This is a genomic window from Nocardia sp. NPDC050717, from assembly GCF_040654275.1.
In the GTDB taxonomy this organism is placed as follows: Bacteria; Actinomycetota; Actinomycetes; order Mycobacteriales; family Mycobacteriaceae; genus Nocardia.
The window spans coordinates 221,475-245,169 of sequence record NZ_JBFAHR010000006.1 but is presented as its reverse complement, the minus strand read 5'-3'; the positions used below and the strand labels follow the sequence as shown (position 1 = coordinate 245,169).

Below are 23,695 nucleotides of genomic sequence, written 5' to 3'. Positions count from 1 at the left end.
CGCTACGCCTCTCCTTCGACCGAGCCCGCGGCCGGATGAGCGGCCAATTCTTGCTCGGTGTAGTACTTCTCGAGTTCGCTCAGTTCGAACAGGGCGAGCAGGTCCTCGCGCATCGGCGTCTGATCGGCCGGGGTGACGGTGATGCCGGGCACCCGCCGATCCGCGGTCGCCGGATCGAGCGCGCAGACCAGCAGCTTGTTGCGCCAGTCCGGGTTCATGCCGGGATGGTCGTCGCGGGTGTGCCCGCCGCGGCTCTCGGTGCGCAGCAGCGCGGCCTCGGCCACGCACTCGCTCACCAGCAGCATGTTCGCCAGGTCGAGGGCAAGATGCCAGCCCGGGTTGAACTGCCGCGAACCGTCCACCGTCACGTCGGCATACCTGGCTCGCAGCTGCGCCAGCTTCTCGATGGCCTCGCGCACCTCGTGTTCCTTGCGGATGATGCCGACCAGGTCGTTCATGGTCTGCTGCAACTCGCTGTGCAGGGTGTAGGGGTTCTCGCCCGTGCCGGACGCGGGCGGATCGAACGGCGCCAGTGCGGTTTTCGTCGCCGCCTCGATGTCGGCGGGCGCCGGGGCCGGGCGCTCGGTAAGCTGCTGGACATAGGCCGACGCGCCGAGCCCGGCCCGTCTGCCGAACACAAGCAGGTCCGACAGCGAGTTGCCGCCGAGCCGGTTCGAGCCGTGCATGCCGCCGGAGCACTCACCGGCGGCGAACAATCCGGGCACCACGGCCGCGCCGGTATCGGGGTCGACCTCGATGCCGCCCATCACGTAGTGGCAGGTGGGGCCGACCTCCATCGGCTCCGCGGTGATGTCGACATCGGCCAGCTCCTTGAACTGGTGGTGCATCGACGGCAGCCTGCGCACGATCTCCTCGGCGGGCATCCTGGAGGCGATGTCGAGGTACACGCCGCCGTGTTCGGTGCCGCGCCCCGCCTTCACCTCCTCGTTGATGGCCCTGGCGACCTCGTCGCGGGGGAGCAGGTCGGGGGTGCGGCGCGCGGAATCGTTGTCGCGCAACCACTGATCGGCCTCGGCCTCGGTCTCGGCGTACTGGCCCTTGAACACCGGCGGGATGTAGTCGAACATGAACCGCTTGCCCTCGGAGTTCTTCAGCACGCCGCCGTCGCCGCGCACGCCCTCGGTGACCAGGATGCCCTTCACACTGGGCGGCCAGACCATGCCGGTGGGATGGAACTGCAGGAACTCCATGTTGATCAGGGTCGCGCCCGACCGCAGGGCCAGCGCGTGGCCGTCGCCGGTGTACTCCCAGGAGTTCGAGGTCACCTTGTAGGACTTGCCGATGCCACCGGTGGCCAGCACGACGGCCGGCGTCTTGAACAACACCAGCCCGCCCGACTCGCGCCAGTACCCGAAAGCGCCCGCGATGCGGCCGTTCTCGGTGAGCAGCTCGGTGATGGTGCACTCGGCGAAGACCTTGATCCTGGCCTCGTAGTCACCGGTGGCGGCGAAATCCTCCTGCTGCAGCGAGACGATCTTCTGCTGCATGGTGCGGATGAGCTCGAGGCCGGTCCGGTCGCCGACGTGCGCGAGGCGCGGATAGGTGTGGCCGCCGAAGTTGCGCTGGCTGATCCGCCCGTCGGGCGTGCGATCGAACAGCGCGCCATAGGTTTCCAGCTCCCACACGCGATCGGGGGCCTCGCGGGCGTGCAGTTCGGCCATCCGCCAGTTGTTGAGGAACTTGCCACCACGCATGGTGTCCTTGAAATGGGTCTGCCAGTTGTCCTTCTCGTTGGCGTTGCCCATCGAGGCCGCGCAGCCGCCCTCGGCCATCACGGTGTGCGCCTTGCCGAACAAGGACTTACACACCACCGCGACCGAAAGTCCTTGCTCGCGTGCCTCGATCACGGCGCGCAGCCCCGCGCCGCCCGCCCCGATCACCACGACGTCGTAGTCGTGCTGTTCCAGCTCTGACATGGGTGAACAAGCTCCTCGGGTAGAGGCGATTCAGTCGACGAACCGCAGGTCCGAAATGGTCTGGCTGGCAACCAACATCACGTAGAAGTCGGTGAGAACGAGGGTGCCGAGGGTGGTCCAGGCCAGCGCCATGTGGCGGGTGTTGAGCTTGGAGACCTGGGTCCAGAACCAGTACCGCACCGGATGCGCGGAGAAGTGTTTGAGCCTGCCGCCCGCGATGTGCCTGCACGAATGGCACGACAGCGTGTACGCCCACAGCAGGATCACGTTGACCAGCAGCACGATGTTGCCGAGCCCGAAGCCGAAACCGCCGCTCTCGCCGTGGAACGCGGTGATCGCGTCCCAGGTGTTGATCAGCGAGACCACCACCGCCACATAGAAGAAGTAGCGATGCGAGTTCTGGATGATCAGCGGCAGCCGCGATTCCCCGGTGTAGCGCGCGTGCGGCTCGGCGACCGCGCAGGCGGGCGGGGAGAACCACACCGACCGGTAGTAGGCCTTGCGGTAGTAGTAGCAGGTCAGGCGGAAGCCGAGCAGGAACGGCAGCACCACGAACCCGAGCGGGATCCACATCGGCAGCTCGCCGAACGGCGTGCCGAAATGACTCGATCCCGGCGCGCACGAATCGCTGAGGCAGGGCGAGTAGAACGGCGTCAGATAGTGGTACTGCGGCACCCAATAGGCCGTGCGCACAAACGATCTGATCGTCGCGTAGCCGACGAAGGCGCCGAGCCCGAGCGCGGTGAGCAGGGGAGGTAGCCACCAGCGGTCGGTGCGCAGCGTGCGCGCGGCGATGCGGGCGCGCGTCTTGCTGAAGACGCCCGTCCCGGTCGACGGGGTGGTTGTCGGTGCGGCACTCACGTGGATGCCTCGCTGATTCCTCAGGTGGCGGCGGTTGATCATTCCCCACCGCGATGGATTGTGATGTGGAGCACCATACGCCTGTGTTCGAGCCGCTCGAGCCGGGTCCCGCGCAACCGCCCGCGGCGCATGGCGGTGATCTCGGTCACAGCCGTCACGGCCGTGACGGACGGTCACGCCGGTGCAACAAACGTGTGGTGCCCTGTGAGCATGAGAAGAGCGGCGATCGTGGCGCCCGTTCGCACACCGAGCGGGATCGAGGGTGGGGCGCTGTCCGGCATGCCCGCGCAGTGGCTGGCCACGACCGTGTTGTCGGCCGTGCTCGAGCGGTCCGGCATCGATCCGCTCCGTGTGGAGGACGTCGCGATGGCCTGTGTCGGCGGCGGGCTCGCCGGCGTCCCGGCGCTCGGCGCGCTGGCCGCCCGTGGCGCCGGATTGCCGTTCTCGGTGCCGGGATTCCTCACCGACCGGCACAGTGGCAGCGGCCTGCAGGCCGTGATCACCGCGGCGATGATGGTGCAGACGGGCGCGGCCGACGTGGTCGTCGCCGGTGGCGTCGAATGCGCGACGACCACCGCCGACCCGCCGGGCGGCGTCGCGGGACTGCGCAACGCCGAGTGGCTGGCCAGGTATTACGGCATCGACCGCACCGCCGCCGACGAATTCGCCGCCGCCAGTCACCGCAAGGCGTCGCGGGCCTGGCGGCAGGGCGCGTTCGGGGCCGAGGTGGTGCCGGTCGCGGTCGCCGCCGGTTCGTTCGAGCATCAGATCCGCCGGGACGAGGGTGTGCGCGAAGACCTGTCGACGCACACGCTGGCCGCCCTGCGCCCGCTGCTCGACGACGGCGTCGTCACCGTCGGCAACATGAGCGCGCACCGGCTCGGCGCGTCGGCCTGCCTGGTGGTCGCCGAGGACCGGCTGAGCGAACTCGGCCTGACGCCGATGGCGTTCCTCGCGGGCTGGGCCGCGGCGGGCTGCGACAGCGATGGACCGACGCTCGGCGCCGCGCCCGCGGTGGCCAAACTGCTCGGCCGCACCGGCCGCGCGCTCGACGAGATCGACCTGCTCGAGATCAACGAGGGTTATGCGGTCGAGGTGCTGGCGCTGGCCACCGAATGGGAACTGGACCCGCACGACCGGCTCAATGTGAACGGCTCCGACATCGCGCTCGGGCACCCGGTCGGCGCGACCGGCCTGCGGATCATGACGACGATGCTGCACGAACTGGGCCGCACCGGCGGCCGCTTCGGCCTGGAGGCCATCGCGCTCGGCCACGACCACGGGATCGCGGCGCTGTTCGAGTCCGCCGATTTCGCCGAACCGAGCGAGACCCCGCGCGGTGCGCGCTTCCACGGGGTTCGTGCCAAAAGGCTCGGTCGGCACCGCGCCTGACAGGGGTCGGCGCGACGGCCCTGGGTGGCAGGACCGTCGCGCCGGTGAACAGGTCTGCTATTTGGTCCGCGGCCGCGAGTGGAAGCCGAGACCCTCGTCCTGCGCGCCCATCCAGGCCGCCTCGTCGGACTTGCTGTCGGGGACATAGATCGGTTCGGATCGCCGTGGCGTGGCGAGCTCCGGCGGTGGCGCCTGCTCGAACTCCTCGGCATCGATGACCAGTCGCTCGAGGTCGTTCTCCAACCTGCGCACGGTGGCCGCGTCGCCGTAGTTGGTGCGCAGTGCGCCGATCGATTGCCGGAGTTGACCGACCGCGTAGCGCAGTTCCGCGATGTCGCTGCGTGTCATCGTTACCTCCTGTGTATACGGCGGGCGGACCGACTCATCGGATCACCTGGCACGCCCGTGAAACCCCGGGCCGCACTGCACCGAGTCGTGTGACTCACCACACAACGTGATCTCCACCACAATAACCGAGCTTTTCGGTTTGCGCCCGAAGTTGGCGAGGATTCCGCGATTGCCGTCCGGTAACCATCGGGCCTCAGCCCGCGACCGCGTACTGAGTCCGCGCGCCCGTCCGCGCCCGCTCGACCAGTGCGGCGATCGAGGTCGCGACCTCCTCGGCCCGCTCGAGAATGACGCTGTGCCCGGCCCCTTCGATCCGCACCAGCTCCGCGCTCGCCAGTTGCGAGGCCAGCACGACGGAATGCGTGAACGGCACCATCAGATCGGCGGAACCGGCCAGCACCAGGGTGGGCAGTGTGCCGAGGCGTGGCAGCGTGAGCGCCTCGTCGAAGGTGAGCAGCGAGCTGAGGAATCCGGCCATCGTCAGCAGCGGGGTCTCGCTGAGGATCGCGGTCGCGACCGCGGCGACTCGCCGGTTCACCCGGCCGGTGCCCGCGCTCGCCTCGCGCAGCAGCGGCCCGAAGACCCAGCGCGAGAAGCGTTTCGACGCCTGCATCACCCGCGGCGCGCGCACCACGGCGCGCTGCAGTGACCCGACGGTGTGCCGGTTCAGCAGCCTGCCGAGCCCCACCTCGGTGATGCCGCCCGCCGCCCCCGCGATCAGCCCGATGCCCGCGACGCGCTCGCCGATCGCGGCCGGGAACAGCCGGGCGTAGGCGAGCAGCACCATCGCGCCCATGGAATGCCCGACGAGCACGACCGGTCCGCTCGGCGCGACGGCACGCAGGACCGCGTCGAGGTCGGTGGCGAGATGGTCGATCGTGTAGGTCGCGTGATCGGCGTGGCCGGATTCGCCGTGGCCGCGGTGGTCGTAGAAGACCATCCGCACCTCGGCGCCCCAGTGCGGCAGCAGATGCTCGCGCAGCATGGACCAGGACTCGGTGTGCAGGCAGTGGCCGTGCACGAAGACGACGGTCAGCGCGGCGGTGTCGGCGCCGTGCACCCGGACGGCGATGGGTGTGCCGTCGTCGGCGGTCACGGTGGCGCGGCGGCCCTCATGGTTCGACATCCCGCCTCCCTGCTGATCGTGTACCCGTGTTTCGGGACAGATTTCCGGGGCGTTAGCCCGTCAATCCTTGCGTTACGCAGCTGATGCGCAACCGAATCCGGAGGCGGCTGGACCGTTATGCAGGAAAGTATTCGGTTCTCTAGGGAAGAGGATAGAACTCTGTAGATCGCTGTGAAGAAGGTGGCCGTGAGCTCTTTCTGTCTCTATCTAGGTCAGACGCTAGAACGTCGCAGAGAGCTATACGCTCCGGAGATAGCGGCCGAAATGGGGGACCGTGAACCCGATCGTGCCGCGTTCGGCCGAGTAGATCAGCCCCTTCTTGATCAGCCCGTCCCTGGCGGGTGAGACCGAGGCGGGCTTGCGGCCCAGCTCGGCGGCGACCGCCGCGGTGGCCACCGGACCGTCGTCGCCTGCCAGATCGGCCATCGCCCGCATGTACTCGCGCTCGGCGGGCGTGGCGCGCTCGTACCTGGACCCGAAGAAGCCCACCGCGAGTTCCTCCTCGGCGGTGGGGGAGGCCACCTCGACGTCCTCGGCGCTGATCGGGCTGTCGGGCGCCTGATCCCAGGCCGCCTTGCCGTACGCCTGCACGAAATACGGGTAGCCGTCGGCCTTCTGGTACAGCGAGTCGAGCGCGTCCTCGGTGAACTTCACCTCCTCGCGCTCCGCCGGGACGATCAGCGCGAGATCGGCCGACTCCCGGTCCAGCCGATCGATGCGGTGATAACTGAACAGTCGCTCGGAGTAGCTCTTGGAGGCGGAGAGCACCGCGGGCAGATGCGGCAGGCCGGCGCCGACGACGATCAGCGGCGCGCCGTCCTGGCTCAGCTCGTGGCAGGCGCCGCAGATCGCGGACACGTCGGCGGGACCGAGGTCCTGCATCTCGTCGATGAAGATGCCGATGCCGACGCCGATGTCGGCGGCCAGCGCGGCGGCCTCCTTGAACAGCTCGATCAGGTCGATCTCGATGTCACCCGAATCCGCGCGGCCGGTCACCGCGGGCACGTCGATGCCGGGCTGCCAGCGTTCGCGCATGCCCTTGTCGGCGGTGGCGCGCAGGGCGAAGGCCTTGAGGATGCCGAGGAAATCGTCGACGCGCTCGGGATTGCGGTGCGCCATCGCGATCGCACGCACCGCCATGTGCAGCGCCGAGGCCATCGGGCGGCGCAGATCCTGGTCCGGCCGCGCCTCGATCTTGCCGGTGCCCCAGCCGCGCGAGATGGCGGCCGAGCGAAGCTGGTTGAGCAGCACAGTCTTTCCGACGCCGCGCAGGCCGGTGAGCATCACGCTGCGTTCCGGGCGGCCGCGCGCGATCCGTTCCAGCACGATGTCGAAGGCGGCGAGTTGCTTGTCGCGCCCGGCCAGTTCGGGCGGACGTTGGCCGGCGCCGGGAGCGTATGGATTGCGCACGGGGTCCATGCCGGACAACCGTAGCGCGTTCGCACGGCAGAATCTCGGTAAGTCTGCGTTGTGTCCTAGATACTGCTAGCGAAGCGCAGACGAGCGAGTGGAACGAGAACGGAGCGGCATGTTCGACGAATCCCGCAACGGCGGTCACGACGCGACGCCCCCTTCCTTCGCCCAGATCGTGGCGGGCTGGGCGCTGCCGGAGAACGCGTATCTGGCCGACACGATCCGCCGGGACGTGCTGGCCCTCATCGCCTCCGGTTACGACGACCCGGAGGCGATCGCCGCCGTCGCGCTCGGACCGCTGGTCATGGCGCTCGGCAGGCTAGAGGTCGATCTGGCCGACGCGCGCACCCGCATCGCCGAGCTGGAGCAGGCGGTCCAGCCGCGCAACAACCGCCATTGATAACGCACGGGGTGGCGCGGGAGATGTAGTCGTTACGCGCGCCGACACGCCGGGCGCGCGCCCGTGTTCAGGGCTTTCGCCGACGCGGGAAAAAGACTTGCGCGGTTGGCTGGACACCATGCATCACAGGCCGTAATCTTCTCGTGACTTAGTGGAGTCTGTCGCTTCGTCAGAGGAGCGGCGCCATTGAGTCACCGCCGAATCGTCGTAGTCGCCAAGCGATCCCGACACCGGTGGTGGAGTAGCAAGATCGGAGACTCGTCTCGGTGGGTAAACACAGCTTGCAGCGGGATTCTCGACTGCCGAATTCCGTCAAGGGTGCACTCGTCATGGGTGCGGTGGCCGCCACGACCGGTGCGATGCCCGCGATTTCGCAGGCTGCCACGATCAACATTCCCGGCCTCGGTAACTTCGATCTGCCGCCCGAGCTCGAGCAGCCGGCGCAGCAGGTGGAGAAGCAGCTCCAGGCCATGGTCGCTCCGCAGGGCCAGGCTGCTCCGCAGCTGCCCAGCGTGAACTTCGACAACCCGTTCCAGCAGCAGCAGTCCGCGGGCAACATCGCCCTGGACGCCGCGCGGACCAAGCTCGGCGCCGTCTACAGCTGGGGTGCCGCAGGCCCCTCGAGCTTCGACTGCTCCGGCCTCGTGCAGTGGGCCTACCGTCAGGCCGGCATCGAACTGCCGCGCACCAGCTTCGAGCAGTCGCACGTCGGCGCGCCGGTCTCGTTCGACAACCTGCAGGCCGGTGACATCGTCATCACCAACGGCGGCGGCCACGTCGGCATCTACGCGGGCAACGGTCAGCTGCTCAACGCTGTGCAGTCGGGCACCCCGGTGTCCTACACCCAGCTCAGCGCCGACGACGTCGTGACGGCTCGCCGTATCGTCTAAGGGGTGAGCCCCGCCGAACAACGTTCCCTCACCCAGGCCCGCGTCGATTCGTGGATCTGGGCGGTGCGGTTGTTCAAAACGCGCTCGGCCGCGGCGGAAGCCTGTCGCGGCGGGCACGTGCGTGTCAACGGTGTCACCGTGAAACCGGCGCACCAGCTGAAACTCGGTGACGAGGTCAGGATCCGGCACGCGGGCATCGAACGCATCGTCGTCGTCGAGCGGATCATCCACAAGCGCGTCGGACCACCGATCGCCGCGCAGTGCCTGATCGACCGCAGCCCGCCCCCGCCGCCGAAGGAAGTCCTGGCCTCCATTCCGCAACGTGATCGTGGTGCGGGCAGGCCGACCAAACGTGAACGGCGCGAAACGGATCGGCTGATGGGCCGCGCCGACTAGGTCGTCGTCCGCGCCGCGAGCCTGCTCGCCGCCGCCGTCGCGACAGCGATCGTGCACAGCGTGGCCAGCATGATCGCCGAACCCTCGCCGGGCACCAGGACGCCCAGCTGACTACCCACCGTCACCGCCGCGACCGGCACCCCGATCTGTGCCGCCGCCAGCGCGCCGTACGCCACCGGCTGTCCGAGCACCCGCGCCGCGCAGTGCACCGCGACGGCGCCGAAGCCGAGTGCGAGCCCGAGCAGGATCAGCCGCGGATGCTCGCCGAGTTCACGCAGATCGAGGCGGGCGCCGAGCCAGACGAAGAACAGCGGCGCCAGCAGCCCGTCACTGATGGCGAACACCTGCTTGGCCACCCGCCGCGGTTCGCCCACCCCGGCCACCGCCAGCCCGGCCGCGAATCCACCGAGCATGATCGAGACGTGCAGCGCGCTCGCCACTCCGCACAGCGCGAACACCAGCACCAGGCTCACCCGCAGCTCGAGGGTGAACTTCCGTTCCTCCGACACCTCGTGCACCTGACGCTGCGCGCCGGTCTCCCGCAGATACCGCAGGATCAGGAACATCACCCCGGCGCAGACCGCGATCACCAGTGCGCCGACCGCCGCCCGCAGCGCGTTGCCCGGGTCGATGACCAGCGGCAGCGCCACGATGCAGGCCGTGTCGGCGATGGCGACCTGGGCCGTCAGCGCGAGCACGGGTGGTCCGCTCAGGCCAAGCGAATCGATGATCGGCAAGGCCATCGCCGCCGAGGACGAGGCGAGCAGCACCGCGTAGATCGCCGCGTGCCCGGTGCCGAACGCCTGCGCCACCGCCCAGCCCGCGACCGCGGCGACAACGCCGACCAGCGCGGCCCGCACCACGCCGGCGCCGAGCGCGCCACGCACCGCCGGATCGCGGACCGGCACGTGGGTGCCCGCGGCGAACATCACCAGCGCGAAACCCATGTCGGCGAGGAAGACGAAGATCGGGTCCTCGGCATCGAGGATCCCGAAACCCGTGGTGCCGAAGACGATTCCGGCCAGCAGCTCGCCGAGGATGACCGGCAGATGCCACCGTTTCGGCAGGGCCAGCAGCGGACCGAGCAGCCCGAGCGCGACCACCAGCGCCAGGGTCGTGAAGGTCACGGCATCGTGGCGATCTTGGCCGGGATCTCGGCGTTCTCGTCGGCGAAGTACAGCGCGCACACCCGGTGGTAGCCGTCGGCGATCAGCATCGGCACGTTCCGGCGGCAGTCACCGCGCACGAGCAGGATCGGGGAGAGCTTCTTGCCCTCGTTGATCTTGAGCAGGTCCTTGCGCACATGCGGGTTGTCGGGGGTGAGCGCGGCCAGTTGTGAGGCGCGCAGGATGTCCTTCGCCTTCTTCACGACCACCGGCGCGCTGCGGAGCTGGGCCACGATCGCGTCGACGACCTGCGCGTCGCCGAGCAGATCGAGGTAGTCGGCGGCGGCCGGATAGTCGTGTTCCTCCGGCGTGTTCTTCCACTGCACCTGGATGATTTGCTCTGCCATCGGCTCATCATCCGCCGTGCGCGTGGCGTTAGCGGGCCGGTCGCTGGATGTTGTCGATTGTTTGCGCGATCGGTATGCGCGGGCCGGGCCGGAGAATCACGGTGGTCGCCGTGGGCGCGGATCGCCTACGGTGGCAGACATGGGTGAGTGCGGGCCGATGTTATCGACGCTTCTCGCCTGCTGTGTCGCCACCGCCGCGGCGGTCCCGCGCCTGCTGCGGCCGCGCCCGGCCGATACCGCGTTCCTGGCCGGGCTGGAGCCCGCACCCGCGCCGACGGCGGGCGCGACCGTCGAACTGGTCGCGCTCATGCAGGCCGAACTGTCCGCGCCGACGGCACTCGTCGCCGAGGGCGTGCGGACGCTGCGCAGCACGCCGCTGACCATGTCGAGCTTCCTGGTGCGCCACCCGTCGGCCACCTTCCTCGTCGACGCCGCGGTCTGCACGGGCGTGCACGATCGGGTGCTGCCCGAGCTGCCGTTCCCGGTCCCGGTGTTCGTCGCGCCGGACGGGCCGGTGCACGGGCTGAGCGAGCTGCTCGCCGCGCACGACCTGACCGGCGCCGACATCGACTTCGTCCTGCCGACCCACCTGCACTGGGACCACGTGTCGGGCCTGTACGAACTGCCGGGATGGGTGCCGATCCGGGTGCCCGGCATCGAATACCGGTGGGCGATGGGCGGCTCGCACGCGCCGATGGGTGTCGCCCGCGGCCCCCTGCGCGGCCGGGTCTTCGACCTCTACGAACTCGACGGTCCGCCGGTGCTCACCTTCGCCCGCAGCCACGACCTGTTCGGCGACGGCTCGGTCGTGCTGGTCGACCTGGCCGGACACACGCCCGGCAGCGTCGGCGTGCTGCTCGCCGTCGATGACGGAACGCGCGTGCTGCTGGTCGGCGACGCGGTGTGGAGCAGGCTCCAGGTGGAACTGCTGCGGGAGAAGGCGCCGCTGCCGGGCCAGCTCGTCGACACCGACCGCGACGCCGCCTTCGAGGTGGTCCACCGCCTGCACGCCCTGCCCGCCGACATCGAACTCATCCCCGGCCACGACCGCGCCGCCGTCACCGCCCGCGCGCCCCGCTGACCGTCGTCGCCCGCGCTCCGCACTGACCGTCATCGCCCGCGCACCACATCGACGGTCACGGCCCGCGGCACCGCCTCGGTATTGACCTGCCGCGTTCCACGGTGCGCCGCACTGACCGACGCCAGGCGTCACCGCCGCGTCGAGCTCAGTGCGCGGCGAGCCCCGCCGACACGCTCGCGTAGCGCGGCCGCCAGCCCAGCTCCTCGTGCGCCAGCTCGCTCGAGATCCGCATCGACGTCTCGGACATGAGCGCCCCGATGTAGGGCACGGCGAGCCGGATCATCCACGCGGGCAGCTTGATCGGACGTGGCGTGTCGAGGCGCCGGTGCACCTCGGCGAAGAACTCGCGCCAGGTGATCGGGTTGTCGTCGGCGATGTTGTAGGCGCGCCCGGCGACTCCGCGATCGAGCGCGGCGACCGTCGCGGCGGCCGCGTCCTCCACGTGGATCCACGTGTTCACCCCGCCGGAGCCGAGCGGGCCGACCGGGGCGTGCTTGCGCATCATGTCGGCGAACAGGTCGCTGAACGCGCTGGGCCCGTAGAACAGCCCGTACCGCAACGCGATTCCGTCGACGCCCGGCGCCTCGAACACCTGCTGTTCCCCGGCGACGCAGGCGCGCACCACCTCGTCGGCCACGCCGCCGTTGCAGACGCCGAACTCGTCGCGTTCGGTCACCGGCCGCGCGCCGTGGTCGTGGTAGCCGTAACCGAGGACCAGCGATTGGGCGATGAAGCGGCGCGCGCCGACCGCGTCGGCCGCGGCGAGCAGATTGGCCGTACCGACGGTGCGCAGCAGCCCGGTCGGATCGTCGGCGGGGATCCGGCGCTGCACCTTGGCGTCGCGCAGCGCGGTCGCCTCGTGGACGACCGCGTCGGCCGCGACACCGTCGAGCGCGCGCAGCAGCCCGTCGCGATCGAGCACGTCGGCGGTGATCGGTTCGGCGCCGAGTTCGCGGACCAGGGGATGCGATTCCGGCCTGCGGACGAGGGCCGACACGTGGTGACCGTTGGCGGTCAGCGCGCGGATCAGGGGGCGACCGATGGCGCCGGTGGCGCCGGCGAGCAGAACCTGCATGAGAGTTCCTTTCGGCGAGGTGGGGTGTTTCCCTGCTTCCTGGACGTGCGCGGCCACGCCGATGTGACGGCCTGTGACCGGCTTCACCAGGTCCGACACGGTCTCGCCGTTGTCCGATGTCACGGCGGTTCGGCGGCGTATCGGTGTGTATCGTGCGGCTCATGCGAGTCGACGGTCGGGAGATTCCGGTCACGGGAAGTCTCCTGCAGCCGCTGATCCGGCGTACCAGCGACATCGTCCGGGTGGTGCTGGCGGCGATCGGCGTCGGGGTGGTGGTCGCGGGTTCGCTGATCACCCGGCCGGAGTGGCTGGCGCTGGAGCAGTCGGTGTCCGAGATCATCGGCTTCCTCAGCCCGGACCAGTCGAACCTGGTGTACCTGATCTACGGAATGCTGATCCTGGCACTGCCGTTCGCGATCCTGATCGAGCTGGTGCTGCGCAGGCAGTGGAAACTGCTCGCCGGGTACGCGGCGGCCGGGCTGCTCGCGGTGCTGGCACTCTCGATCACCGGCTCCGGCATCTCGACACCGAAATGGCACATGCCGGTGCCGGACCGGTTCGACTCCTTCCTGTCGCAGTTCCTCGACGATCCGCGCTGGATCGCGATGCTGGCGGCCATGCTCACGGTGTCGAGCCCGTGGCTGCCGGTGCGGCCGCGGCGCTGGATGTGGTTCCTGCTGTTGATGTTCGCGCCGATCCACCTGGTGGTGAGCTCGGTGGTTCCGGCGCGGGCCATGCTCGGGCTGGTGGTCGGCTGGCTGGTCGGCGCGGTGATCGTCTGGCTCGTCGGCACGCCCGCGCTCGAGGTGCCGCTGGACGCGGCCGTACGGGTGCTGGCCCGGCGCGGCTACACCGTCAAGACCTTCCGGGTCGACCGGCCCGCCGGCCGTGGCCCGCTGCTGCTGGCGACCGAGGTCGACGGGCCCGAAGCCGAATTGATCGTCGAGATGTACGGCAAGAACCAGCGCAGCTTCGGCGCGATCAAGCAGGTGTGGCGCTGGATCACCTTCCGCTCCAGCGAAACCGCGCCGCTGCACGGCTCGATGCACCGGGCCGTCGAACACCGCGCGCTGCTCGGCATCGCGATCGGCGACCTCGGCATGGCCGACTCGCACCAGATCGCGGTGGCGAGCCTGGATCGCGGCTGGACCCTCTACGCGCACACCCTGCCCCGCGGCACCCCGATCAAGACGCTGTCGGCGCAGGTGCTGCCCGGGGTGTGGCGGTCGCTGCTGCGGCTGCACGAGAACCAGATCAGCCTCGGCGACCTGCAGCCCGGCTACCTGCGAGTCTGCCAGGGCGACACGCTGTTCGGCGGTTTCGCGGCCGCCGAGTTCGGCGCCACCGACGCGCAACGCCAGACCGACATCGCCCAGTTGCTCGTCACCACGACCTCGCTGTACGGCAAGCACGAGGCCGTCTCGGCGGCGATCGACGCGCTCGGCGAGACCGCCGTCGTCACCGCGGCGCGGCGCCTCACCAAATCCGCCATGCCGAACGGCATCCGCAAGACCGTGCCGCAGTGGACCAAGGTGGTGGCCACCGCCCGCGAGGAGATCCGCGAGCAGACCGGGCACGACCGCATCCAGGCCGCCCAGCTCACCCGGTTCACCCGCAACCAGATCATCCAGCTGGTACTGCTGTTCGCGCTGGTGTATGTGGCCTACCCGTTCTTCAGCCAGGTGCCCACCTTCTTCAGTCAGCTGCGCACGCTGAACTGGTGGTGGGCATTGCTCGGACTGGTGATCTCGGCGATCACCTACGTCGGCGCCGCCGCCGCGCTCGGGGCGTGCGCGGGCTGGGTGGTGCGGTTCCGCGATCTGTTCCTGGAACAGCTGGCCAACACCTTCGTCGCGACCACCACGCCGGCCGGGGTGGGCGGACTCGCGCTGAGCGTGCGCTTCCTGACCCAGGCGGGCGGGATGACGACGATCGGCGCGACCGCGGCGGTGGCGCTGCAGCAGTCCTCGCAGGTGATCACCCACCTGGTGCTGCTGGTGATCTTCAGCGTGGTGGCAGGCACCTCCACCAATCTCGCGCACATCGTGCCGGACGCGACCGTGCTCTATCTGGCGGGCGGCGTCGGTGTCGGGCTGATCGGCGCGTTCATGTTCGTGCCGAAACTGCGCAAGTGGGTGAATCATTCGGTGCGGCCGCAGTTGCGCGAGGTGCTCGGCGAACTGGCGGGCCTGGTGCGCGACCCGGTCCGGTTCTCGATGATCATCGGCGGCTGCGGCGCCATCACCCTCGGCCAGGCGCTGACGCTGTGGGTGAGCGTCGAAGCGTTCGGCGGCGGAACGGATTTCGTCGCCGTCACCATCGTCACCATGATCGGCGGCACGCTGGCCTCGGCCGCGCCGACACCCGGTGGCGTCGGCGCGGTCGAGGCGGCCCTGATCGGTGGTCTCGCCGCCTTCGGCGTTCCCGCCGAGATCGCGGTGCCCGCCGTCCTGCTCTATCGCGTGCTGACCTGCTGGATTCCGGTCCTGCTCGGCTGGCCGGTGATGCGCTGGATGGGCGAGAAGAACATGATCTGAGGCCGGGATCAGCCGGCGCGCAACGCGATCAGCAGCCCGTCCTTCTCACAGACCGACGGCGTCGCGGCCGACTGCTGCGCGTGGCACTGCCACCCGTCGACGGTCATCGCGTCCGAGGGGCTGATCGTGGTGACGTAGGTGGTCGCCACCGTGATCGCCTCGGTGCAGCCCGGCCGTCCCGCCGCGTTGCCGACCGCGATGACGGTCCGTGAACCGCCGCCCGCGTCGGTGACCGGTCCGCAGTTGACGTCCTCCGGGTACGGCGGCGGCACGGGCGGCACGTCGCTGGTGGTGGTGACCGGCGGCTTGGTCGGGTCGACGGTGCGGATCGGGGTCGTCACCGGTGGTCGCGGAGTGGCGGGCGCCGCGTCGCCCCGCAGGCCGATGGTCAGGCCGTCCTTGAAACACACGTGCGGAACCGTGGTGTCGGGCTGCGCCTCGCAAGTCCAGCCGTCGACGGGTACCGCCTGGCCGTCGCGCGGCGTGCCCAGATAGTCGGCGACCACGGTGAACGCCTCGGTGCAGCCCGGCCGACCCGCCGCGGAGACGAACGCGATCACATCGGCGGTGCCACCGTTGCCACCGGTGACCGGCCCACAGTTCACATCAGCGAGCGGCGGCGGCTCAGGCGCGGGCGGATGGGTCGGACTCGGCGAGGGCAGGGGAGCGGTCCCCGTGAGGTTCGCCCTGGTCGTCGTCGCGGCAGGGTTGCCGGTGCTGGTCGCATGCGCGGAGTGGTCCTCCTTCTTGTCGTCCCCGCAACCGGACACACCGACGAGCACCGCGAGCGCGGCGACAGAACCGGCCGCGAACCGAATGGTCTGCACAGAACCTCCAGGAGTTGTATAGCTGTCCAGTTGCCGTTCGCATTCAATCATGGTGGCGCACAAGGGTGTCTGATCCACGCTGGGTGTTGGTGTGGGAAGTTTGCCGTCGATTCACGGTTGGCGGTGTTGTTGCCGTGTGGTTGCCGAGGGGCTGGTCGGTTGGTTCCTCGGGGTGATCGGGGGCTCGACGTGAACCATCCCACAGCGCGGTCAGCTGCGTGCAGGGTGTCGTTTCAGCGCATAAACTGTCTGGGACGTGACCGGATGATGACCGAGAGGTGTTGTTTCGATGGGATCCCGGACGGTGGTCGCCGACGTCGCCGACGAGTTGGCGCGCCGGGTGGCCACCGGTGAATACCGGCCCGGCGAACTCATGCCATCGGTCCGCCAGGTCGCCGACGAGTTCGGGATGAACCGGGCCACCGCGCAACTCACCCTCGGCAGGCTCGAGTCCTACGGTTTCGTCGAGGCGCGCCGCGGCAAGGGCTTCACGATCCGCGATGTCAGGGAAGAGGGCGGCATGGACGCCTACCGGCATCTGTTCCGGTTCTCCGTCACCGCGCCTGCCGTCGCGGCCGAGATGTTCACCGACATCGTCGAGGTGGAGCGCGGCATCGTGCTCGAGGCGCTGCTCGGCTACACCGAGGCGGAGAAGGTGCTCGACCCGGCCGGGCTGGCCGCCGCCGTCGACGAGCTGGAGGCGCTGGCGCGCCAGACCGTGCCCGATCACGTGCGCATCATCGAGGCCGAGATCGCCCTCGTGCGCAGGCTGCTCGGCGTGCTGGGGATGAGCATGCAACGCGCCGTGCTGAATTCGGTGGCCGACATGGTCGTCGAGGTGCCGGAGGCGGTGGCCGCCTACTTCGCGGTGGCCCCCGATCTGCACGTGCTCGTCTGGCGCGCGCTGCTCGCGGTGTGGGACGCGGGCTCGGCGCCGACGGAGGCTCAGCTCGCTCTGTTCGAGGACCTGTTCGCGCTGTACCACGAGAAGGTCATCGCCCGCTTCGACGAACTCGTCGGCGTCGAGCCCGCCGAAACCACGGCCGCGACCGCCTGAGCGGCGCTCAGCTGTCTGGGTCGGGCTTGTGGTGATGTCCGTGCGGCAGCATCGAGCCGATGAGGGTGCTCACCGGTAGTGGCCGGGTGGAGGAGAGCCCGGAGCCGACCATCACGCCCAGCGCGATCGACATCACCGAAAGCAGCGCCGACACCACCACTTCCAGCCCGCTCGCGGCCGTGGTGCCGGTGGTGTGCAGGACCATTTCGGAGACCCCGGTGAGGCTGATGCCGCCGGGCACCAGCATCCAGAACGCGGGCAGGAACGCCACCTGGCGCGGCGGGGCGTTGGTGCGGCTCTGGATCAGGTAGGCGGCGGGCACCGCGACGAGCCCACCGAGGAACGTGCCGGTCAGCGGGCCCGAGATCGTCTTGCCGAGGAACTGCGCCGCGTAGGTGACGTAGAGGACCAGCAGCAGCCAGCCCACCGAGTTCTGCGGCGCGCTGGAGCGCCAGGAATGGCCGTACCCGATCAGCAGCACACCGACCAGCGGCGCCCACCAGCCCAGTTGCGCGCTGCTCACCGGCGCGTCGCTGAGCGGCCCGAGCAGGCTGATCCCCACGTAGAGGCCGAACGCGAGCAGGAACAGCATGTTGATCCCGTAGACCACCCGGCTGGCCCCGGCGACCAGCGAGCCGTTCGCCAGCTCGATGGTGCCGTTGGTGAGCATCGCTCCCGGCAGCAGGGTGGCGATGGCCGGAATCAGCAGCTGGTTGGGCTGACCGCCCGCGAGCGTGCCGGGAAAACCGAAGGCCAGCACCGCGACCACCGCCGCGGCCACCACCGGCAGGGCCAGCGAGACCAGCCGGATCTTCGCGGCGAGCTGGGTGAGCGTGCCGACGACCAGCCCGAGCACCACGTATCCGACCAGGGCCCGCGCTCCCGGGTTCAGCATCATCCCGAGGCCGACGGTCAGCACCACTTGCCCGAGCAGGATCAGCCACGGCGGGCTGCCGGGTTTCGCCGACAGGATCGCGTCGAGCTCCTTCGACGCCTGCGCCGGCGGCGGGGCGTCCCTGTCGATCTTGTCGATGAGGCGGTAGAGCCCGGCGATCTGGTCCAGCGGCAGCGTGTCGACGGTGGTGTCGAGCATGTCGACGGTCGGGCCGTCCTCGGTGCGGGTGCGGACGAACACCGCGGTCGGCAGCACCATGAAGTGGATGTTGTCGGTGCCGTAGCGCCGGGACAGCCGGTCCAGGATCTCCTGCACCCGCGCCGAGGTTTCGCTCGCGCCGACCAGCGCGACGCCGATGCGGCACAGCAGGTTCAGCAGATCGGCGGGTACCGGCGGGTCCACCGGGCGCGGCGGCGGCGCGGCCGCGTACTCGGCGCGGGCCTTGGCGATGGCCGCGGCCACCCGGCGGCTCGTCGCCGCCCAGGCACTGCTCATCCGATCCGCAGCCATGTCACCGCCGTCCGCAACCGTGGGGCAATGAAGCTCCACCCGGCATCCGGGTGAGATACCGCGAGTGTAGGGCAGGTGTGGCGGGTTCGCGCCCGATGCCGGGTGCGGCCGGTGGTTACCGGCCGGCACCCGATCGCGTCAGCTGTTGAGCTTGCTCAGCCGATCGCAGGCGGTGACGTACTCCTCGACCAGCCGGTTGACGACGTCGGCACTGCGCTCGATCTTGTTCATCATGCCGACCACCTGGCCGACCGGATTGAAGTTCACGTCCTTGGCGGCCTCGGGGTAGCGGTGGCCACGCTTGACGCCGTCGAGGGCGACCATCATCTGCAGCGGCATCGGCAGCGGGTCGGGGGTGTCGGTCGACTCCCAGGCGTCGGTCCAGTCGTTCTTCAGCATGCGGCACGGCTTGCCGGTCCAGGACCGCGAGCGGACGGTGTCGTGGCTGGTGGCCTCGAGGTAGGTGTCCATCTGCGCGGGCGGCACGTTGGCCTCCTCGACGGTCAGCCAGAGCGAACCGGTCCACGCGCCCTGGGCGCCCATGGCCAGCGCGGAGGCGACCTGCGCGCCGTTGCCGATGCCGCCTGCCGCGAGCACCGGGGTGTCCCCGATCGCCTCGATGACCTGCGGCCACAGCACCAGCGAGGACACCTCGCCGCAGTGCCCGCCGCCCTCGGTGCCCTGGCACACCACGAAGTCGAGTCCGGCCGCCTTGTGGTTCATCGCGTGCTTGACCGAACCGCAGAGCGCGCCGATCACCCGGCCGGAGTCCTGGATCTTCTTGACGACGTCCTCGGGCGGGGTGCCGAGCGCGTTGGCGACCAGCTTGGCCTTCGGGTGGTTCAGGATCACGTCGACCTGCGGGCCCGCGGTGGTCGCGGTCCAGCCGAGCAGCTCGTTGTGGTGCTCGCCGTCGGGCAGCGCGGGCACGTTGTGATCGGTGAGGATCTGCTGAGCGAAGTCGCGATGGCCCTGGGGAACCATCTGCGCCAGCTGCTTTTCCAGCTGTTCGGGGCTCAGGCCTTCGACGCCCTTGCCCTCGTACTTCGACGGGATCACCAGGTCGACGCCATAGATGCCGTTCACGTGCTCGTCGAGCCAGGCCAGCTCCACTTCGAGCTGTTCGGCGGTGAAGCCGACGGCGCCGAGCACGCCGAGTCCGCCCGCGTTGCTCACCGCTGCGACGACATCGCGGCAATGGGTGAAGGCGAAGATGGGGAACTCGATGCCGAGTTGTTCGCAGAAATCGGTACGCATACCGAACTGTAACACGTTCTAGTTTCCTGGAAAGGGGCAATTTCAGGTGGCGGCGTCCTCCATCGCCGTCAGCGAATCCTCCAGGTGATCGAGCAGTCGATGCAGGTCCGGCAGGGTGCGGCGGCAGCCGACCAGGCCGAAGTCGAGGTTGTCGCCGTTGGAGGTGAGGGTGATGTTCACGGCCTGCCCGTCCAGGGGGATCGACAGCGGGTAGCTCGCGTCCAGCCGCGAGCCGTTCCAGTACAGCGGCTCCCGCGCGCCGGGCACATTAGAGATGACGATGTTGAACGGCGGCGTGCCCATCGACGCGAAGCCCGGCAGCAGCATCGCCGCCATCGGGCTCAGCATCAGCCCGGCCACGGCCAGGGTCTGCGCGGGCGTCAGTGAGCGGTAGACCTCCTTGTTGCGCCGCGTCGACTCGCTCACCGTCTGCAACCGCGCCAGCGGATCGGCGATGTCGGTGCCGAGATTGCACAGCAGCGCGGCGATCTTCACGCCCTGGGTGTCGGTGTCGTCGGCCTCCCGCAGCGACATCGGGACCAGCGCGATCATCGGCTTGTCCGGCAGCGCGTCGCGCTCGAGCAGGTAGCCGCGCAGCGCGCCCGCCGACATCGCCAGCACCACATCGTTGACCGTGGTGCCCGTCGCCTTCTTCACCTGCTTGATCCGGTCCATCGACCAGCTGCGCACCGCGCAGGTCCGCGCGCCGCCGATCGGCACGTTGAACAGCGTGCGCGGCGCCTCGAACGGCAGCGTCAACTGCTGCTGTAGCAGGCCGGTGCGAGTGGCCCGCATCAGCGCCGCCGTCGACGAGCCCGCCGCGGCCAGCCCGCCGAGCAGACCGCCGCGTTCCGTGCGCGGTGCCCGCGCGCGTTCCTTACGCGGCAGGTTCCACGGCGGCATCGGCGTGCTCGACGGTTCGGTCGTGAGCGTGCGCCGCAGCAACCGCTGCGCGGAGACGCCGTCGATCAGCGCGTGGTGCATCTTCGAATACAGCGCGAAGCGGCCGTCGGCCAGGCCCTCGACGAAATGCAGCTCCCACAGCGGGCGGTGCCGGTCGAGCAGGGCGCTGTGCAGCGTGGAGGCGTGATCGAGCAGCTGCCCCATCCGGCCCGGCGCGGGCAGTGCGCTGCGCTTGACGTGGTAGTCCAGGTCGACCTCGGCGTCCTGGGTCCAGGCCAGCTGCGGCGCGCCGAGCCAGGTGGCCGGGCGCTTGCGGAAGGTCGGCCTGCAGGTCTGGTCGGCGAGCAGGGTGTCGCGGAACTCGCGCAGATAGTTCGGCCCCGCGTCCTCGGGCGGCTCGAACAACTGCAACGAGCCGACGTGCATCGGGTGCTCACGGGATTCCGCGAGCAGGAACAGCGCATCCAACGGTGCGATGAACTCCATGACAGATCGCCCCCTGACGAGAGTGGTACGTGCATGTCTTCAGACGATCGACCACGCTGTCGGGTCGGCATGGTGACGCATCACATGCCGAGTTCCAAGTTACCCGGATCACCCGCCTCGCGTCAGGTGAACAGGGGCACCCGCGCGGCGCTCACACCTTGGCAGGCTCGGCCTGACGCGGGTCGGCGGGGTCCTCGGCCGCGTCGGCGAGGCGCAGCTGCGCGGTCTGCTCGGCCGCGGGCACCTCGGGCTGTTCGACCTGCTCGGGCTGTTCGGGCTCTTCGGCGGCGGGCTCCTCCGCCGCGGCCTCGACTTGCGGTTCGGCGACCGGCGGCGCGGGGGCCGGGACCGGCTGGACCGCAGTGCCTTTCGTGGGGATGTCGATGCCGAGTTCGGCCCGGGTCGTCTCCACCAGCGCCCGCTCCTGCTCGGCCGCGTGCCGCATCGCCTTCTGCCACAGCGAGGCCATCTCCTCGAGTTCCTCGACCGTGGCCTCGGGGTCGATGTGCAGCTTGAGCCGCTGCATGGTGATGTGCTGGGCGGCGGTGAGGGTGCGCAGCAGGTCTTCGCACTTGTTCGGGATGCGGCGGTGCGCGACGACCCGCAGCCTGGTCAGCATCGCGGTCGGGCGGTCCCAGATGACCTTGTGGATCTGCGCGCCGACCCCGTCGATCTCCTCCGCGGTGACCAGGTCCCACTCGCCGCAGCTGGTCAGATCGGCGCGCACCGAGGCCGAGGTCTCCAGGATCGCGGCGACCGCGGCGAGCACCGCTTCCCGGCGCCACGCCTCGTGATCACGTTGGTCGCCAACCATGTTCGACAGCTCGACGTGGCGCTGCGCGGCGTCCAGCGCCTGCCTGCCGCGCTCGTCGGCGGCCGCGATGCCCTCGCGGTGCGTGCGGTTGTTGACGATGACGCCGGCGAGAACTGCGGCGGCGACGGGGAGCGAGCCGAGGAGGGGGAGCCACTGAGTCACCCGCCGATCATTGCATCGAGGCACCGCGCAGTCACCATGATCGGCGCGTTGCCCGGGGATGTCACACGGAGTGTCGTGCTCAGCGCGGCGCCGGGACGCCGTGCAGAAAGCCGACGAGCGGGGCCAGTTCGGGGATCTCCTCGGCGTCGGCGAGCGCCTGTTCGAGGGTCCGATCGTGCGTCGGGCGCGCCTTTTCGTAAGCGGCTCTTCCGGTTTCGGTGAGCTCGGTGTAGATGCCGCGGCGATCGTCGGCGCACAGCACCCGGACGAGGAAGCCGCGATCCTCCAGCCGGTTCACCAATCGTGTTGTCGCGCTCGCCGACAACGCGGCGGCGCGGGCGAGCTGGGAGATCCGCATGTGCCAGCCGTCCTGGCGGGCCAGCGCGTCGAGCACGGTGTATTCGACGACCGAGAGTTCGTGCGCGCGCACCAGCTCACGCTCGAGCGCGGTCTCGATGTGCCCGTGCAGCGCGGCCAGGGTGCGCCAGCCGGTCGCGCGCACCTCGACGGCGTCATCTGCAATACCCATGTGCCGAGCATACCTGGCGGTTGCAATAGAGCGCGTGTGCAACTATCGTCGCGTGCAGTTAGTTGCACACGCTGGTTATCGGCTCATGGTGAAAGGAAGCGTGCACATGCCACTCGGCCTCATCGCCCTCGCGCTCGGGGGCTTCGGCATCGGACTCACCGAGTTCGTCATCGCCGGGCTGCTCTCGCCGGTCGCGGCCGACCTCGGCGTCTCGGTGCCGACCGCGGGCTACCTCATCTCCGGCTACGCGCTCGCCGTCGTCGTCGGCGCCCTCGCGCTCACGCCGGTGGTCAACCGCTGGCAGCCCAAGCGCGCCCTGCAGCTGCTCATGGTGCTGTTCACGGTCGGCAACGCGGCCTCGGCGCTCGCGCCCGGCTACGCCGCCCTGCTCGGCGGCCGGGTCCTGGCCGCGCTCGCGCACGGCGCCTTCTTCGGCATCGGCGCCGTGCTCGCCGCCACCCTGGTGGCGCCGGAGAAGAAGGCGGGGGCCATCTCGATCATGTTCGGCGGGCTCACGATCGCCAATGTGCTGGGCGTTCCACTCGGCACGTTCGTCGGCCAGCAGTGGGGCTGGCGCGCGACCTTCGCCGTGATCACGGTCGTCGGTCTGCTCGCCCTGGCGGGCATCACCGCGCTGGTCCCCGATGCGCCGGCCACCGCGACCCGTCCGGACCTGCGTGCCGAGCTGTCGGTGTTCCGCAACACCCAGGTCTGGTACTCGCTGGCCATGACGGTGCTGGTGTTCGGCGGCATGTTCGGTGCCTTCATGTACATCGAACCGCTGCTCACCCGCGTCACCGGCTTCGCGGACGAACTGGTGCCCTGGCTGCTCGTACTGTTCGGGGTCGGCCTGTTCCTGGGCAACCTGTTCGGCGGCCGCTGGGCCGACCGCGCGCTGACCCGCACGCTGCTCGGACTCACCCTCGCGCTCGCGATCGCCCTCGCCGCCTTCGCGCTGCTGGCCGACAGCAAGATCGCGGCGCTGCTGTTGCTGCCCGCCATGGGCTTCTTCGGCTTCGGCGCCACGCCGGGTCTGCAGATGCGGGTCCTCGATCACGCGGGCGCCGCACCGACTCTCGCGTCCTCCGCCAATATCGCCGCCTTCAATGTCGGCAACTTCCTCGGTGTATGGCTCTCGGGTCTGGCGATCAGCGCCGGGTTCGGCTGGGTCTCGCCGCTGTGGGTCGGCGTCGGGTTCGCGGCGACCGGGCTGGTGGTGCTGATCGTGGCGACCAGGTCGGCGCGGGCGGCAAAGCCGGTGGTCCCGGAACCTGTTGCGGTCTAGG

22 protein-coding genes are annotated in these 23,695 nt (G+C 69.8%); 8 read left to right on the top strand and 14 right to left on the bottom strand.

Going from position 1 to position 23,695, the window contains the following annotated elements; translation table 11 throughout:
* Positions 1-2: 2 nt before the first annotated feature.
* Positions 3-1,937, bottom strand: coding sequence for a fumarate reductase/succinate dehydrogenase flavoprotein subunit (locus AB0H56_RS15370; protein ID WP_357162682.1), 1,935 nt, complete (start codon positions 1,935-1,937; stop codon positions 3-5).
* Between the two features lie 30 nt (positions 1,938-1,967).
* On the bottom strand, positions 1,968-2,798 hold the full coding sequence (locus AB0H56_RS15365) for a hypothetical protein (RefSeq protein ID WP_357162679.1): 831 nt from the start codon (positions 2,796-2,798) through the stop codon (positions 1,968-1,970).
* A gap of 210 nt (positions 2,799-3,008) precedes the next feature.
* Between AB0H56_RS15365 and AB0H56_RS15360 the strand changes: the two genes are divergently transcribed.
* Entirely contained in the window at positions 3,009-4,190 is a 1,182-nt protein-coding gene (locus AB0H56_RS15360; protein ID WP_357162676.1) for an acetyl-CoA acetyltransferase, read from the top strand.
* 57 nt (positions 4,191-4,247) lie between these two features.
* On the opposite strand, the gene AB0H56_RS15355 is transcribed toward AB0H56_RS15360, so the two are convergent.
* The 3 genes from AB0H56_RS15355 to AB0H56_RS15345 form a co-directional block, all read right to left on the bottom strand.
* Positions 4,248-4,538: a hypothetical protein gene (locus AB0H56_RS15355; protein WP_110037863.1), complete on the bottom strand. Its 291-nt coding sequence runs from the start codon at positions 4,536-4,538 to the stop codon at positions 4,248-4,250.
* Between the two features lie 193 nt (positions 4,539-4,731).
* Entirely contained in the window at positions 4,732-5,664 is a 933-nt protein-coding gene (locus AB0H56_RS15350) for an alpha/beta hydrolase (RefSeq protein ID WP_357162673.1), read from the bottom strand.
* 237 nt (positions 5,665-5,901) lie between these two features.
* Complete coding sequence (locus AB0H56_RS15345; RefSeq protein ID WP_357162670.1) at positions 5,902-7,083, bottom strand: AAA family ATPase; 1,182 nt, start codon at positions 7,081-7,083, stop codon at positions 5,902-5,904.
* A gap of 109 nt (positions 7,084-7,192) precedes the next feature.
* On the opposite strand from AB0H56_RS15345, the gene AB0H56_RS15340 reads away from it, so the two are divergent.
* The 3 genes from AB0H56_RS15340 (at position 7,193) to AB0H56_RS15330 (ending at position 8,763) form a co-directional block, all read left to right on the top strand.
* Entirely contained in the window at positions 7,193-7,477 is a 285-nt protein-coding gene (locus AB0H56_RS15340; protein WP_232995852.1) for a hypothetical protein, read from the top strand.
* Between the two features lie 329 nt (positions 7,478-7,806).
* A complete protein-coding gene (locus tag AB0H56_RS15335; RefSeq protein ID WP_110037859.1) occupies positions 7,807-8,367 on the top strand; it encodes a C40 family peptidase in 561 nt (186 codons plus the stop codon).
* 3 nt (positions 8,368-8,370) lie between these two features.
* The gene (locus tag AB0H56_RS15330) at positions 8,371-8,763 is read left to right on the top strand and encodes an RNA-binding S4 domain-containing protein (RefSeq protein WP_357162666.1); all 393 of its coding nucleotides are present in this window, start codon (positions 8,371-8,373) and stop codon (positions 8,761-8,763) included.
* On the opposite strand, the gene AB0H56_RS15325 is transcribed toward AB0H56_RS15330, so the two are convergent.
* A complete protein-coding gene (locus AB0H56_RS15325) occupies positions 8,760-9,890 on the bottom strand; it encodes a cation:proton antiporter (RefSeq protein ID WP_357162663.1) in 1,131 nt (376 codons plus the stop codon). The genes AB0H56_RS15330 and AB0H56_RS15325 overlap by 4 nt on opposite strands.
* Complete coding sequence (locus AB0H56_RS15320) at positions 9,887-10,276, bottom strand: hypothetical protein (RefSeq protein ID WP_357162660.1); 390 nt, start codon at positions 10,274-10,276, stop codon at positions 9,887-9,889. The genes AB0H56_RS15325 and AB0H56_RS15320 overlap by 4 nt, the downstream gene beginning before the upstream one ends.
* A 157-nt stretch (positions 10,277-10,433) precedes the next feature.
* On the opposite strand from AB0H56_RS15320, the gene AB0H56_RS15315 reads away from it, so the two are divergent.
* The gene (locus AB0H56_RS15315; protein ID WP_357162657.1) at positions 10,434-11,357 is read left to right on the top strand and encodes an MBL fold metallo-hydrolase; all 924 of its coding nucleotides are present in this window, start codon (positions 10,434-10,436) and stop codon (positions 11,355-11,357) included.
* A 145-nt stretch (positions 11,358-11,502) separates the two neighbouring features.
* Here the strand turns inward: AB0H56_RS15315 and AB0H56_RS15310 are convergent, their stop codons facing one another.
* The gene (locus AB0H56_RS15310; protein ID WP_357162654.1) at positions 11,503-12,432 is read right to left on the bottom strand and encodes an NAD(P)-dependent oxidoreductase; all 930 of its coding nucleotides are present in this window, start codon (positions 12,430-12,432) and stop codon (positions 11,503-11,505) included.
* 161 nt (positions 12,433-12,593) lie between these two features.
* On the opposite strand from AB0H56_RS15310, the gene AB0H56_RS15305 reads away from it, so the two are divergent.
* Complete coding sequence (locus tag AB0H56_RS15305; protein WP_357162651.1) at positions 12,594-14,969, top strand: lysylphosphatidylglycerol synthase transmembrane domain-containing protein; 2,376 nt, start codon at positions 12,594-12,596, stop codon at positions 14,967-14,969.
* An 8-nt stretch (positions 14,970-14,977) separates the two neighbouring features.
* On the opposite strand, the gene AB0H56_RS15300 is transcribed toward AB0H56_RS15305, so the two are convergent.
* Positions 14,978-15,796, bottom strand: a complete 819-nt coding sequence (locus AB0H56_RS15300) for a hypothetical protein (RefSeq protein ID WP_357162649.1) — start codon at positions 15,794-15,796, stop codon at positions 14,978-14,980.
* A gap of 289 nt (positions 15,797-16,085) precedes the next feature.
* Here AB0H56_RS15300 and AB0H56_RS15295 point away from each other — a divergent pair, with 289 nt between their 5' ends.
* A complete protein-coding gene (locus AB0H56_RS15295; RefSeq protein WP_357162646.1) occupies positions 16,086-16,853 on the top strand; it encodes a GntR family transcriptional regulator in 768 nt (255 codons plus the stop codon).
* 7 nt (positions 16,854-16,860) lie between these two features.
* On the opposite strand, the gene AB0H56_RS15290 is transcribed toward AB0H56_RS15295, so the two are convergent.
* From AB0H56_RS15290 to AB0H56_RS15270, 5 genes are all read right to left on the bottom strand, one after another.
* Positions 16,861-18,258 carry a threonine/serine exporter family protein gene (locus tag AB0H56_RS15290; protein ID WP_357162643.1) on the bottom strand — a complete coding sequence of 466 codons (1,398 nt, stop codon included), beginning with the start codon at positions 18,256-18,258 and terminating at the stop codon, positions 16,861-16,863.
* Between the two features lie 138 nt (positions 18,259-18,396).
* A complete protein-coding gene (locus tag AB0H56_RS15285; RefSeq protein WP_357162640.1) occupies positions 18,397-19,515 on the bottom strand; it encodes a nitronate monooxygenase family protein in 1,119 nt (372 codons plus the stop codon).
* A 42-nt stretch (positions 19,516-19,557) separates the two neighbouring features.
* Positions 19,558-20,904 carry a wax ester/triacylglycerol synthase family O-acyltransferase gene (locus tag AB0H56_RS15280; protein ID WP_357162637.1) on the bottom strand — a complete coding sequence of 449 codons (1,347 nt, stop codon included), beginning with the start codon at positions 20,902-20,904 and terminating at the stop codon, positions 19,558-19,560.
* Between the two features lie 151 nt (positions 20,905-21,055).
* The gene (locus AB0H56_RS15275; RefSeq protein ID WP_357162634.1) at positions 21,056-21,880 is read right to left on the bottom strand and encodes a hypothetical protein; all 825 of its coding nucleotides are present in this window, start codon (positions 21,878-21,880) and stop codon (positions 21,056-21,058) included.
* 79 nt (positions 21,881-21,959) lie between these two features.
* Positions 21,960-22,409 (bottom strand): MarR family transcriptional regulator, encoded by a 450-nt coding sequence (locus AB0H56_RS15270; protein ID WP_280346812.1) that lies wholly within the window; start codon positions 22,407-22,409, stop codon positions 21,960-21,962.
* Between the two features lie 106 nt (positions 22,410-22,515).
* Between AB0H56_RS15270 and AB0H56_RS15265 the strand changes: the two genes are divergently transcribed.
* Positions 22,516-23,694, top strand: a complete 1,179-nt coding sequence (locus tag AB0H56_RS15265) for an MFS transporter (RefSeq protein WP_357162631.1) — start codon at positions 22,516-22,518, stop codon at positions 23,692-23,694.
* The last annotated feature ends 1 nt before the right edge of the window (position 23,695 follow it).

What these genes read in the sequence shown, in the direction of transcription:
- AB0H56_RS15370 (WP_357162682.1), bottom strand. Translation starts at nt 1,937, where the DNA reads ATGTCAGAGCTGGAACAGCACGACTACGACGTCGTGGTGATCGGGGCG.
- AB0H56_RS15360 (WP_357162676.1), top strand. Translation starts at nt 3,009, where the DNA reads ATGAGAAGAGCGGCGATCGTGGCGCCCGTTCGCACACCGAGCGGGATC.
- AB0H56_RS15355 (WP_110037863.1), bottom strand. Translation starts at nt 4,538, where the DNA reads ATGACACGCAGCGACATCGCGGAACTGCGCTACGCGGTCGGTCAACTC.
- AB0H56_RS15350 (WP_357162673.1), bottom strand. Translation starts at nt 5,664, where the DNA reads ATGTCGAACCATGAGGGCCGCCGCGCCACCGTGACCGCCGACGACGGC.
- AB0H56_RS15345 (WP_357162670.1), bottom strand. Translation starts at nt 7,083, where the DNA reads ATGGACCCCGTGCGCAATCCATACGCTCCCGGCGCCGGCCAACGTCCG.
- AB0H56_RS15340 (WP_232995852.1), top strand. Translation starts at nt 7,193, where the DNA reads ATGTTCGACGAATCCCGCAACGGCGGTCACGACGCGACGCCCCCTTCC.
- AB0H56_RS15335 (WP_110037859.1), top strand. Translation starts at nt 7,807, where the DNA reads ATGGGTGCGGTGGCCGCCACGACCGGTGCGATGCCCGCGATTTCGCAG.
- AB0H56_RS15320 (WP_357162660.1), bottom strand. Translation starts at nt 10,276, where the DNA reads ATGGCAGAGCAAATCATCCAGGTGCAGTGGAAGAACACGCCGGAGGAA.
- AB0H56_RS15315 (WP_357162657.1), top strand. Translation starts at nt 10,434, where the DNA reads ATGTTATCGACGCTTCTCGCCTGCTGTGTCGCCACCGCCGCGGCGGTC.
- AB0H56_RS15310 (WP_357162654.1), bottom strand. Translation starts at nt 12,432, where the DNA reads ATGCAGGTTCTGCTCGCCGGCGCCACCGGCGCCATCGGTCGCCCCCTG.
- AB0H56_RS15305 (WP_357162651.1), top strand. Translation starts at nt 12,594, where the DNA reads ATGCGAGTCGACGGTCGGGAGATTCCGGTCACGGGAAGTCTCCTGCAG.
- AB0H56_RS15295 (WP_357162646.1), top strand. Translation starts at nt 16,086, where the DNA reads ATGGGATCCCGGACGGTGGTCGCCGACGTCGCCGACGAGTTGGCGCGC.
- AB0H56_RS15290 (WP_357162643.1), bottom strand. Translation starts at nt 18,258, where the DNA reads ATGGCTGCGGATCGGATGAGCAGTGCCTGGGCGGCGACGAGCCGCCGG.
- AB0H56_RS15285 (WP_357162640.1), bottom strand. Translation starts at nt 19,515, where the DNA reads ATGCGTACCGATTTCTGCGAACAACTCGGCATCGAGTTCCCCATCTTC.
- AB0H56_RS15280 (WP_357162637.1), bottom strand. Translation starts at nt 20,904, where the DNA reads ATGGAGTTCATCGCACCGTTGGATGCGCTGTTCCTGCTCGCGGAATCC.
- AB0H56_RS15270 (WP_280346812.1), bottom strand. Translation starts at nt 22,409, where the DNA reads ATGGGTATTGCAGATGACGCCGTCGAGGTGCGCGCGACCGGCTGGCGC.
- AB0H56_RS15265 (WP_357162631.1), top strand. Translation starts at nt 22,516, where the DNA reads ATGCCACTCGGCCTCATCGCCCTCGCGCTCGGGGGCTTCGGCATCGGA.